Genomic DNA, 10,259 nt, shown 5'->3' with positions numbered 1-10,259 from the left:
TCTCACCAGCTCCATCAGGAAACCTTAGAGCGAGTTCGTCGGCCGCCAGAAGCGCCGCCGCTCTCGTTCGATGGCCGGGTTATAGGCCCCCCTTACCCAATCCGTCAACACCCCTTTTCATAAAAATAGCAAAAATCGACAAGTTATTGAAATTTATAGGGGATTTTGAGTGACTCTATCTTTGACCACCCGAAACATCCCCTGAAGCCAGGAAATCATCGCACGAAACGCCTGCCATGCGGTACACATGTACCGCACCCCTTTCCCACTACCGTGAAAACATCAAAACGGGCCGGTGCATAAGGAGAATGTCGGGGACATCGGCGATCTTTCGCTTGACTCCAGGCCAAACAAAAAGGGCGCCGACGGATATCCGCGGCGCCCTCCCCTCTTCGCTTTCACGCGCAGGATCAGCCCTTCAGCTTACCCATGATCTGCTCCAGGAAACCGAGCAGCACGGCGGAAACCACAAAGGCGAGGTGCATCAGCGTCAGCCACATCAGGCGGCCGTCGGTATATTGCTGCACGTTCAGGAAGACCTGAAGCAGGTGGATCGACGAGATCGCGACGATCGAGGAGGCGACCTTGATCTTCAGGCTGCCGGAATCGAGCTTGCCGAGGAAGGAGACATCCTTCTCCGCTTCATCGAAGCGGCTGACGAAGTTCTCGTAGCCGGCGATCATCACCATGAGGATGAGGCTGGCGACCAGCGCGGCATCGATCAGCCCCAGCATGGCAAGGATCATCTGGGCATCGTCATAGGCGAAGACGTTCTTCGCCACCTTGATGAACTTGTAGAGGAAGGAAACGGCATAGACGGCGAGCGCGGCGACGAGGCCGAGATAGAAGACCACGAGGATCCATCGGCTCGACAGGATGATGCGTTCGACGAGGAGTTCGAGGGATTTCATCGAGAGGGCTCCAGAGGATTCGGCTAGTCAAGGGGTGATTAACCAATGCCCATGAAGGCCGCAAGACCAAGCGGCGCACAGTAAAAAGGACGGCGCCTTGAGACACCGCCCTCCTTCAAAGGATGCAACCGTTATTATCGCGCCCGGCGGAACAGGCCCGCGACGAGCGACAGGACCAGAAGGGCCAGGAAGACGAAGAACAGGATCTGCGCGATACCGGCGGATGCGCCGGCGATGCCACCGAAGCCGAGCAGGCCGGCGACGAGAGCGATGACGAGAAAGACCACAGCATAGTAGAGCATTTTCGAACTCCTTCTTTATATCGCTGGAGAAACGACCGGCTGTGAAAAAGGTTCCGGCGCTCTTGCTTTAAAGAAACACATTGAATCCGCTTTTTCTTCTTCACAAAACGATGCCGCCGCGGCCTTTCGGCTGCGGCGGCATGAACGGAGACCAACGTGGTCAGCAGCCAGCCTAGTGGCGGCGCTCCCACTCGTCGATCTGCCGCTCGGCCTCCTCCTTGGCGAGGCCGTAACGCTGCTGGATCTTGCCCGAGAGCTCGACCCGGCGACCGTTGATCACATCGAGGTCGTCATCAGTGAGCTTGCCCCACTGTGCCTGGGCCTTGCCCTTGTATTCGGTCCACTTGCCTTCGATGATGTCCCAATTCATGTCGCTGTCCTTTCTGTTCGTTGAACGCGTGGCGTTGACGATAAGGAAATCTTTTGCGGCCGGAAAAGTTCCGGGATTTTTCAGTGCGCCCGAGCAACGCCCAGCGCCGGATGCACGTTTTCAGCGACAAGCAGGCCATCCGCCGGGGGCGTGATTTCACGGATATCGACTTCAAGACCCTTTTCGCGGCTCATGCGCCAGCTGATCTCGATATCTTCTTCCACCCAGGCCGGATCGATTGCAGCACAACGGGCATGCACGATGCGTCCCTTGGCACCGGCCCCGCCAAGGGCGACCGGCAGGGCGCCGACGCATTCCTCCATGGATTCGAAAGCCACTTGCGGTGCTGGAAGCTCTTCGCAGGACAGGCTGCCGGCGTTGCAGCCGATGAGAAGCATGAATGCGGCAATGTGTTCCATTTCACTCTCCATCATCCATCAGATTGGCATTCATCATTGGCCGGGAAATGGAGCGGCGCACAAAAAGGTTCCGGCGGACGACAATGGCCGGCCGTCACATTTTCGGGAACAAAATTGCCTTCTCCCCGTTATCGGCCCATCGCTCGATTGCGAAGCGGACGTGAAAGGAAGCGCAGATGCTCGGCACCATTCTCCTCATCATCCTGATCCTTCTTCTGGTCGGCGCCTTGCCGAACTGGGGATACAGCCGCGGCTGGGGTTATGGCCCGTCGGGCGGGCTTGGCCTGATCGTCGTGATCCTTCTCATTCTCGTCCTCATGGGACGAATCTGATCGCCAGGGCATTTTCGATGAACGCCGGTTCATCGAAAATGCCCTAAAATTTTGTTTTAACCGCATTATCCGACACCGAAGCGACATCGCTTCGGCTGGAAATGCTCCATAACCAGCCAGGAGCCGGAACCATGAAGAACACCATCATCGCGCTAGCCCTCGTTGCGTCCACCGTGACGCTCACAGCCTGCAGCCAGACCGAGCGCGGCACAGCGATCGGTGCGGCCTCGGGCGCAATCATCGGCGGCGCCGTGACCGGGCGCGCCGGCGGCGCACTGGCGGGTGCCGCCATCGGTGGCGCTGCGGGCTATCTCATCGCCCGCTCGGACCGGGACGGCTACTGCGTCTACCGCGATCGCCGTGGCCACCGCTACGAAGCCCGTTGCCGCTAACCGGCATGGCGCAGAAACCGAAACGGGCCTCGCGGCCCGTTTCGTCGTGTCTTGGACAGGAAAAGAGAAATGCTTTCAGGAACCGCCGTTGGCTTTTCGTTCGGCCTCGTCGAGCTTTTCCAAGAGGTCGAGCAATCGATTGGGAACAGGCTCGGTCTCGATGACGTCGTAGAAGGATTTCAGCTTGCGGCCGACCGGTCCGTTCGGGTCGAAGGCAGCCTTGGCGGGGGTGTTGCCGCTGCCACGTCTCTTGTCTTTACTGGGCTCGATCATGGTCTTGTTTCCATTGCCTGCCGACCGCTATCTTCCTTTTGCCCAAGATTCCCAATAGCAAGTCAGACTTAGCATGCTACCAATAGGTTTCCGCACAATGAACTCTAGCGGAAACGGTTCCGATGCGGAACATATTCAGGGAGAACTTCATGTCACTTTCCACCCGTATCGCACCGCATCTCGCCTATCTCAGGCGTTTTTCCCGTGCCGTCACGGGATCCCAGACGTCCGGTGACGCGTATGTGGCCGCCATGCTAGAAGCGCTCGTCGCCGATATTTCGATTTACCCTCAGGATCGCAGCGACCGGATCGCCCTCTACCGGCTCTATTGCACGCTCTTCGAGAACCTTGACGTGACGCTGCCGGAAAACACCTCGCCGTTCGGCTGGGAGCGCCAGGCCGCCGCAAACCTCGCCAACCTACCGCCGGCCGAGCGCAAGGCGTTCCTGCTGGTCGCCGTCGAAGGTTTCGACATGGCCGAGGCTGCCGACATTCTCGACGTTTCGGAAGAGCGCTTCGCCGAACTGCTCGACGAAGCCTCGCGCGATATTTCCAGCCAGGTCGCGACCGACATCATGATCATCGAGGACGAGCCGCTGATCGCCATGGACATCGAGGACATGGTCAAGGGCCTCGGCCATAATGTGACGGGCATCGCGCGCACCCATTCGGAGGCGGTCGAACTCTACCATCGCACCGCGCCGCGCATGGTGCTCGCCGATATCCAGCTTGCCGATGGCTCCTCGGGCATCGACGCGGTCAACGATATCCTGAAGAACAGCACGATCCCGGTGATCTTCATCACCGCCTTCCCCGAGCGTCTGCTGACCGGCGAAAAGCCGGAACCGGCCTTCCTCGTCACCAAGCCGTTCAATCCCGACATGGTGAAGGCGCTGATCAGCCAGGCGCTGTTCTTCGACGAACAGGCGCGGCTCGCCAAATCCGCATAACGCAAAAAGGCCCGCGAAAGCGGGCCTTTTCATCTGTCCAGTCGGTCGCGGCTTAGAGCGCGGCAACGACGATGACTTCAACCAGATAATCCGGCGTCGCGAGCTTGGATTCACCGGTGGCGCGGGCGGGCGTGTGGCCCTGCGGCACCCAGGCGTCCCAGACGGCGTTCATCTTCGGGAAGTCCACCATGTCGGCGAGCCAGATCTGGGTGGAAAGGATGCGGGTCTTGTCCGTGCCGGCGAGCGCCAGCAGACGATCGACTTCGGCCAGAGCCTGCTTGGTCTGCTCGGTGACGTCGGAGCCGGCCTGACCAACCTGACCAGCCAGATATACGGTGCCATTGTGCACGACGGCGCCGCTCATGCGGGCGCCGGTTTCAAAGCGTTTGATGTCCATGTGTCGTTCCTGTCAGGTCGAAAATCTCTCGGGAAACCCGCGGGCGAAGCCGCAGGCCCGTCGTCTATAGGGGGCGGAGCCGCCGGGCGCCAGTGGCAAGGTGCGGATTATGCCGCGATTCACGCTGGACGAGGTACTGCCAAAGCCTCGAAGACCGCGGCCACGGCTTCCGCACCCGGATCGGACACACCCTCCAGATCGCGTTCGCCGATATAGGCCGCACGGCCGGCCTTGGCCTTGGTCATGCGCTTCGTGGCATCCGCCCCCGTTCGCGCCGCCTTTGCCGCATCGGAAAGCGAACCGGCGGCAAGGGCGCGCAGGGCGGGATCGAGCGCATCGATCATCGTGCGGTCTCCCGGTTTTGCGCCGCCATAGAAGGTCATGCGGTCGAGGCCGGCGAGCAGCGCTTCGGCCACCGGAACGCCGCTGGAGAGGGTCTGTCCCGCGGCGGTGAAGAAGATCGACAGCAGGACGCCGCTGGAACCGCCCATGCTGGTGCCGAGTGTTGCGCCGATCAGGCCGAATGTCGCCGCGAGATCGGCAAGCGGCAGGATGGCGAGACGGCTTTCGATGCTGCGAGCGCCGGCAGCCGCCGTCGAGCCCGTATCGCCATCGCCAGCGCGGGCGTCCAGGCGATTGAGGTCCGCTTCAAGGGCGACAAGGGTGGCGCAGACCGTGCGGATGGCGCTTTCCGTGCCAGCATCGGCGCTGGCCGCCGGTGCTTCGGCAATGACGGACGTGGGACGCGGCAGGATGGTGATGGACTTTGGCTCGACGGGCGACACCCACGCGTGCGTCGCAACGGCGGCGCGGAGCGCCCTTTCGCGGCTTGGATCGAGCTTGATGAGAGAGAGTGAGAAGCCGTTCATGTTGAGCGCGGTCATCAGCGGCGCGGGGCCGATAACCAGGCGGATACGGCTGGCCAGCGGTGAGGACAGGACCGCGTTCGTGACCACGCCCATTTCGAGCGGCGGCACGGCGCCGAGATTGTTGATGAGAAGCGCATAGTTGCCCTCCCCCGCCATGTGGCCGGCGAGCCGTTCCGCCATGGTCGCCACCAGAGAGCGGGCACTGTCGATGGCGATACGCTCGACACCGGGCTCGCCGTGAATGCCGAGACCGAGTTCGCCTTCGTCGGGACCGAGCCGCTCTTCATACGCCTGACCGGGGATCGAGCAGGAGGAGAGCGATATGCCAAGCGAAATGATGTCGCCGGCCGCGGCGCGGGCGGCGGTGGCGACGGCTTCTAGATTTTCGCCCGTCTCGGCCAGATGGCCTGCGATCTTGTGCACGAAGAGCGTGCCGGCGATACCGCGCGGCTGCGGCAGATCCGGCAGCGCGATGTCGTCGGCGACGATGACCATCTCCACCTTGAAACCTTCGGCACGGGCGCGCTCGGCGGCCAGGCCGAAGTTCAGCCGGTCGCCGGTATAGTTCTTCACGACAAGCAGGCAGCCCGCCTCCCCCGTCACCGCACGGATGGCCGTCAGCACGGCATCGACGCTGGGCGAGGCGAAGATTTCACCCGAAACGGCGGCCGTCAGCATGCCGCGGCCGACGAAGCCGGCATGGGAGGGCTCGTGCCCCGCCCCGCCGCCAGAGACGACTGCGACACGGTCCTTCGTCCAGTCGGCGCGCAGGATGACCTTGATGTCGGGATAGGTGTCGAGCCGAGCCAACTGACCCTCGGGCGCCGTCATCAGCAGGCCGTCGAGCGCTTCGGTGACGATGTCTTCGCGCCGGTTGAGGAAATGTTTCATGGCGGCCTCCCTATATCTGGGCCGCAAGTCCCTGCAATGCGGCCGCCACGATCCTCTCGATGGGCGCGTCGATGTCAACCGCGATGACGCCGGGCTCCCCCGAAGGGTCTTCCAGCGTCGCGAGCTGGCTGTCGAGCAGGCTCGCCGGCATGAAATGATTGCGCCGGGAGGTCATGCGGCCAAACAGCAATTCGCGGCTGCCCTTCAGGAAGACGAAGGCAAGCTTGCCGCCGGCGGCGGCGCGCAAGCGGTCGCGGTAGGATTTCTTGAGGGCCGAGCAGGAGACGACGATGCTTTTGTCCTGCGCAAGCGCATCGGAAAGGGCGCGACCGATAATGTCGAGCCAGGGCCAGCGGTCCGCGTCGTCAAGCGGGATGCCCTTCGACATCTTCTCGACATTCGTGGCGGGGTGCAGGCTGTCGCCTTCGATGAAGGCGGCGGAAAGGGTTGCGGCAAGGCCCTCGGCGACCGAAGTCTTGCCGCAACCGGAAACGCCCATGACGACGATCGCGCGCGCGTTCGTCATCGCGTCAAACCTCAGGCGACGCGCTTGCGGCGCTCGACGCGGGCGCGGATGGCGTCCACATCGACGCGGGGCGTCGCGGCAAAGAGGGTTTTAGTATAGCTGTGCTGCGGATCATTGAAGACCTGATCGCGGCTGCCATATTCCACGGCCTCACCGAAATACATCACCATCACATCATCGGCGATGTGGCGCACGACCGAGAGATCGTGGCTGATGAAGACATAGGTCAGCTGGAACTCGTCCTGCAGGTCGGCGAGCAGGTTCAGCACCTGGGCCTGCACCGAAAGATCGAGCGCGGAGACCGGCTCGTCGAGCACCAGAAGGCGCGGATTGAGCATCAGCGCGCGGGCGATCGCCACGCGCTGGCGCTGGCCGCCGGAAAACATATGCGGGTAGCGCCCGTAATGCTTCTCTTCGAGGCCCACTTTCTTGAGGATCGCCATGGCGTGGTCGCGCCGTTCGCCCGCCGGGATTTTCGTGTTGATGACCAGCGGTTCCGTCAGGATGTCGCCGATCTTCTTGCGCGGGTTGAGCGAACCATAGGGGTTCTGGAAGACGATCTGCACCTTGCTGCGCATCTCGGAGGTCAGCGGCTCGCTGGCGATATCGACCTTGCGGCCGTCGATCAGCATTTCACCTTCGGTAATCGGGTCGATCATCGTGACCATGCGGGCAAGGGTGGACTTGCCGCAGCCGGATTCACCGACGATGGCGAGCGTCTTGCCCTGCTCGACTTTGAAACTCACGCCCTTGACGGCGTGCACGGTCTTGCCGGCTTTGAACATGCTGCCGGGGATATGATAGTCGCGCTTCAGGTTCTTTGCTTCGAGAACTGGGGTCATCGTACGGCTCCCGCAAAAATCTCGGCGTCGGTCAGCTTTTCGGTGATCGTCGGCAGACGGCCGCCGGTGGCATTTTCCGGCAGGGCGGCAAGCAACGCCTTGGTATAGACGCTCTTGGGTTCGGAAAAGAGCGACAGCACATCGGCCTGCTCGATCTGCCGGCCCTTGTACTGCACGATCACGCGATCGGCAGTCTCGGCAACGACGCCCATGTCATGGGTGATGATGATGAGGCCCATGCCGTGTTCGGCCTGGAGCTTCATCAGCAAGTCGAGGATCTGCTTCTGGATCGTCACGTCGAGCGCGGTGGTCGGCTCGTCGGCAATCAGGAGCTTCGGATTGCAGGCAAGGGCAGTCGCGATCATCACGCGCTGGCACTGGCCGCCCGACATCTGGTGCGGGAAGTGGCCGAGGCGTTCTTCCGGGTTCGGAATACCGACCAGCTGGAACAGTTCGATCGCCCGGTCGCGGCGCGCCTTGCGGCCGAGATCGGTGTGGATGCGCAGCACTTCCTCGATCTGGAAGCCCACGGTGAAACACGGATTGAGGCTGGCAACCGGCTCCTGGAAGATCATGGCGATATCCTTGCCGATGATCTTGCGCCGGTCGGCATCGGACATGGCCTTCATGTCGCGGCCGTTGAAGGTCAGCACATCGGCCGTCACCTTGGCCGTCCAGGGCAGAAGGCCCATGGCGGCGAGCATGGAGACGGACTTGCCCGAGCCGGATTCACCGACGATGGCGAGAACCTCGCCCTCGTCGACCTTGAGGGACACACCATCCACCGCCCGGAAGGGGCCGGAGGCCGTCTGGAATTCGACGGTGAGGTTTTTGATTTCGAGAAGCGACATCACGACCTCTTCAGCTTGGGATCGAGGGCGTCGCGCAGGCCGTCACCCATCAGGTTGATGGCCAGCACGGTGATGAGGATGGCAAGGCCGGGGAAGGTCACGACCCACCAGGCACGCTGGATGAACTCGCGCGCTTCGGCGAGCATCGTGCCCCATTCCGGCGTCGGCGGCTGCGCGCCCATGCCGAGGAAGCCGAGGGCTGCCGCATCGAGGATCGCCGCCGAGAAGGCGAGCGTCGCCTGAACGATGAGCGGTGCCAGGCAGTTCGGCAGGATCGTAAGGAACATCAGGCGCATGGTGCCGGCACCCGCGACCTTCGAGCCGACGACATAGTCCTTGGACTTCTCGGTCATCACGGCCGCACGCGTCAGGCGCACGAAATGCGGCTGGTTGACGAGCGAGATGGCGATCATGGCGTTGACCAGGCCCGGCCCCAGCACGGCCACCAGCACGAGGGCCAGTAGCAGCGAGGGAAACGCCAGGATGATATCCATGATGCGCATGATGAACGTATCGACCTTGCCGCGGAAATAGCCGGCGACGAGACCGATCAGCACGCCCGAAACCACCGACAGCGTCACGACGACGAGACCGATGAAGAGCGAGAAGCGCGCGCCGTAGATCAGGCGCGAGAGGATGTCGCGGCCGACGGCGTCGGTGCCGAGGATGTGTCCCCAGGTCCCGCCTTCGGAGAAGACGGGCGGCAGGAGAAGCACGTCACGGCCCTGGACGCTCGGATTGTGCGGCGCGACGAAGGGCGCGAAGACCGCGACGATCAGGATCACCAGGAAGATGAACAGGCCGATGACGGCGCCCTTGTTGCGCGAGAAATAGAACCAGAATTCGTATAGGCCCGAAGGCGGCGTGGTGTTTTGAACAGTTGTCACGGGACCGCCTCCTAGTGCCGGATCCGCGGGTTGATCCAGCCGTAAAGCAGGTCGACCACGAGGTTGACGATCATGATGACGGCGGCGATCAGCATCAGACCACCCTGCACCACGGCATAGTCGCGCTTGAAGACGCTATCGACCATCCACTTGCCGATGCCCGGCCAGGAGAAGATCGTCTCGGTAAGGATGGCGCCCGCGAGCAGTACGCCGACCTGCAGGCCGATCGTGGTTATGACCGGGATCATCGCGTTGCGCAGCGCGTGCACGCCGATGACGCGGAACGGCGAAAGACCCTTGGCGCGCGCGGTGCGGACGAAGTCCTCGCCGAGCACTTCGAGCATGGCCGAGCGGGTCTGACGCGCGATGACCGCAAGCGGAATGGTCGCAAGCACCACTGTCGGCAGGATCAGATAGGTCAGCGCCGATTTGAAGGCGCCGGCCTGCCCGGAGATCAGGCTGTCGATCAGCATGAAGCCGGTGACCTGCGGGAAGAAATACATCAGCGAGATGCGTCCCGAGACCGGCGTCCAGCCGAGATAGCCGGAGAAGAAGATGATGAGCAGCAGGCCCCACCAGAAGATCGGCATGGAATAGCCGATGAGCGCGACGCCCATGATCGACTGGTCGAGCCAGGTCCCCCGCTTGACGGCGGCAAGCACGCCGGCGGGAATGCCGAGCGCGACGGCGACGATGATGGCGCAGAGAGACAGTTCCAGCGTGGCCGGGAAGAGGTTGACGAAGTCATCCAGAACCGGCCGCTTGGTGACGATCGACGAGCCGAAATCGCCCTGGAGCAGGCCGGCCAGATAGTCGAAATACTGGATATACATGGGCCGGTCGAGGCCGAGCTGATGCATGAGCTCGGTGTGCCGTTCCGGCGACATGACGCGTTCGCCCGACATCAGCATGACCGGATCGCCCGGCAAAAGTCGAATGAAGGAGAACGCGATGATCGATACCCCGAGGAACGTGGGTATCAGGACGGCGAGCCGTCCGAAGATAAAGCGAAACATGGGAGCCAATCCCTTCTTATTGTGAAAAACC

At 62.3% G+C, this 10,259-nt stretch carries 15 protein-coding genes; 3 read left to right on the top strand and 12 right to left on the bottom strand.

The features are described from left to right. Positions 1-410: 410 nt before the first annotated feature. The 4 genes from ACOZK4_RS19635 to ACOZK4_RS19620 form a co-directional block, all read right to left on the bottom strand. Positions 411-911, bottom strand: a complete 501-nt coding sequence (locus ACOZK4_RS19635; RefSeq protein WP_421593336.1) for a TIGR00645 family protein — start codon at positions 909-911, stop codon at positions 411-413. 134 nt (positions 912-1,045) lie between these two features. After that, entirely contained in the window at positions 1,046-1,213 is a 168-nt protein-coding gene (locus tag ACOZK4_RS19630; protein ID WP_117368344.1) for a DUF1328 domain-containing protein, read from the bottom strand. A gap of 172 nt (positions 1,214-1,385) precedes the next feature. Beyond that, positions 1,386-1,583 (bottom strand): CsbD family protein, encoded by a 198-nt coding sequence (locus ACOZK4_RS19625; RefSeq protein WP_421593335.1) that lies wholly within the window; start codon positions 1,581-1,583, stop codon positions 1,386-1,388. Between the two features lie 80 nt (positions 1,584-1,663). After that, entirely contained in the window at positions 1,664-2,002 is a 339-nt protein-coding gene (locus ACOZK4_RS19620; protein WP_421593334.1) for a hypothetical protein, read from the bottom strand. Positions 2,003-2,178: 176 nt separating this feature from the next. Here ACOZK4_RS19620 and ACOZK4_RS19615 point away from each other — a divergent pair, with 176 nt between their 5' ends. Beyond that, on the top strand, positions 2,179-2,334 hold the full coding sequence (locus ACOZK4_RS19615; protein WP_298103954.1) for a DUF3309 family protein: 156 nt from the start codon (positions 2,179-2,181) through the stop codon (positions 2,332-2,334). Between the two features lie 131 nt (positions 2,335-2,465). Beyond that, the gene (locus ACOZK4_RS19610) at positions 2,466-2,726 is read left to right on the top strand and encodes a YMGG-like glycine zipper-containing protein (protein WP_421593333.1); all 261 of its coding nucleotides are present in this window, start codon (positions 2,466-2,468) and stop codon (positions 2,724-2,726) included. 75 nt (positions 2,727-2,801) lie between these two features. On the opposite strand, the gene ACOZK4_RS19605 is transcribed toward ACOZK4_RS19610, so the two are convergent. Then, positions 2,802-2,999 (bottom strand): NepR family anti-sigma factor, encoded by a 198-nt coding sequence (locus ACOZK4_RS19605; protein ID WP_421593331.1) that lies wholly within the window; start codon positions 2,997-2,999, stop codon positions 2,802-2,804. A 149-nt stretch (positions 3,000-3,148) separates the two neighbouring features. Between ACOZK4_RS19605 and ACOZK4_RS19600 the strand changes: the two genes are divergently transcribed. Further along, a complete protein-coding gene (locus tag ACOZK4_RS19600; RefSeq protein ID WP_313531158.1) occupies positions 3,149-3,949 on the top strand; it encodes a response regulator in 801 nt (266 codons plus the stop codon). Between the two features lie 52 nt (positions 3,950-4,001). Here ACOZK4_RS19600 and ACOZK4_RS19595 read toward each other — a convergent pair whose 3' ends face one another. The 7 genes from ACOZK4_RS19595 to ACOZK4_RS19565 all read right to left on the bottom strand — a co-directional run bounded on the left by ACOZK4_RS19595 (position 4,002) and on the right by ACOZK4_RS19565 (position 10,228). Further along, entirely contained in the window at positions 4,002-4,346 is a 345-nt protein-coding gene (locus ACOZK4_RS19595; RefSeq protein WP_421593330.1) for a RidA family protein, read from the bottom strand. A 119-nt stretch (positions 4,347-4,465) separates the two neighbouring features. After that, positions 4,466-6,106 carry a dihydroxyacetone kinase subunit DhaK gene (locus tag ACOZK4_RS19590; RefSeq protein WP_421593328.1) on the bottom strand — a complete coding sequence of 547 codons (1,641 nt, stop codon included), beginning with the start codon at positions 6,104-6,106 and terminating at the stop codon, positions 4,466-4,468. A gap of 10 nt (positions 6,107-6,116) precedes the next feature. Continuing rightward, positions 6,117-6,632, bottom strand: coding sequence for a gluconokinase (locus ACOZK4_RS19585; RefSeq protein WP_421593327.1), 516 nt, complete (start codon positions 6,630-6,632; stop codon positions 6,117-6,119). An 11-nt stretch (positions 6,633-6,643) separates the two neighbouring features. Further along, positions 6,644-7,474 carry a dipeptide ABC transporter ATP-binding protein gene (locus tag ACOZK4_RS19580; RefSeq protein ID WP_421593325.1) on the bottom strand — a complete coding sequence of 277 codons (831 nt, stop codon included), beginning with the start codon at positions 7,472-7,474 and terminating at the stop codon, positions 6,644-6,646. Further along, the gene (locus ACOZK4_RS19575; RefSeq protein WP_313531167.1) at positions 7,471-8,325 is read right to left on the bottom strand and encodes an ABC transporter ATP-binding protein; all 855 of its coding nucleotides are present in this window, start codon (positions 8,323-8,325) and stop codon (positions 7,471-7,473) included. The genes ACOZK4_RS19580 and ACOZK4_RS19575 overlap by 4 nt, the downstream gene beginning before the upstream one ends. After that, positions 8,325-9,212, bottom strand: coding sequence for an ABC transporter permease subunit (locus ACOZK4_RS19570; protein ID WP_421593323.1), 888 nt, complete (start codon positions 9,210-9,212; stop codon positions 8,325-8,327). Before ACOZK4_RS19570 ends, ACOZK4_RS19575 begins: the two co-directional genes overlap by 1 nt. Positions 9,213-9,223: 11 nt before the next feature. Continuing rightward, a complete protein-coding gene (locus ACOZK4_RS19565) occupies positions 9,224-10,228 on the bottom strand; it encodes an ABC transporter permease subunit (RefSeq protein ID WP_421593321.1) in 1,005 nt (334 codons plus the stop codon). Between the last annotated feature and the right edge of the window lie 31 nt (positions 10,229-10,259).

The organism is Shinella sp. M27 (assembly GCF_049199905.1).
Taxonomy (GTDB): Bacteria; Pseudomonadota; Alphaproteobacteria; order Rhizobiales; family Rhizobiaceae; genus Shinella.
Note: the sequence above shows the minus strand (reverse complement) of the source record. Positions and strands in the feature narration are given on the sequence as shown.

Coding starts and splice junctions, on each gene's coding strand:
- ACOZK4_RS19635 (WP_421593336.1), bottom strand. CDS start 911: ATGAAATCCCTCGAACTCCTCGTCGAACGCATCATCCTGTCGAGCCGA.
- ACOZK4_RS19630 (WP_117368344.1), bottom strand. CDS start 1,213: ATGCTCTACTATGCTGTGGTCTTTCTCGTCATCGCTCTCGTCGCCGGC.
- ACOZK4_RS19625 (WP_421593335.1), bottom strand. CDS start 1,583: ATGAATTGGGACATCATCGAAGGCAAGTGGACCGAATACAAGGGCAAG.
- ACOZK4_RS19620 (WP_421593334.1), bottom strand. CDS start 2,002: ATGGAACACATTGCCGCATTCATGCTTCTCATCGGCTGCAACGCCGGC.
- ACOZK4_RS19615 (WP_298103954.1), top strand. CDS start 2,179: ATGCTCGGCACCATTCTCCTCATCATCCTGATCCTTCTTCTGGTCGGC.
- ACOZK4_RS19610 (WP_421593333.1), top strand. CDS start 2,466: ATGAAGAACACCATCATCGCGCTAGCCCTCGTTGCGTCCACCGTGACG.
- ACOZK4_RS19605 (WP_421593331.1), bottom strand. CDS start 2,999: ATGATCGAGCCCAGTAAAGACAAGAGACGTGGCAGCGGCAACACCCCC.
- ACOZK4_RS19600 (WP_313531158.1), top strand. CDS start 3,149: ATGTCACTTTCCACCCGTATCGCACCGCATCTCGCCTATCTCAGGCGT.
- ACOZK4_RS19595 (WP_421593330.1), bottom strand. CDS start 4,346: ATGGACATCAAACGCTTTGAAACCGGCGCCCGCATGAGCGGCGCCGTC.
- ACOZK4_RS19590 (WP_421593328.1), bottom strand. CDS start 6,106: ATGAAACATTTCCTCAACCGGCGCGAAGACATCGTCACCGAAGCGCTC.
- ACOZK4_RS19585 (WP_421593327.1), bottom strand. CDS start 6,632: ATGACGAACGCGCGCGCGATCGTCGTCATGGGCGTTTCCGGTTGCGGC.
- ACOZK4_RS19580 (WP_421593325.1), bottom strand. CDS start 7,474: ATGACCCCAGTTCTCGAAGCAAAGAACCTGAAGCGCGACTATCATATC.
- ACOZK4_RS19575 (WP_313531167.1), bottom strand. CDS start 8,325: ATGTCGCTTCTCGAAATCAAAAACCTCACCGTCGAATTCCAGACGGCC.
- ACOZK4_RS19565 (WP_421593321.1), bottom strand. CDS start 10,228: ATGTTTCGCTTTATCTTCGGACGGCTCGCCGTCCTGATACCCACGTTC.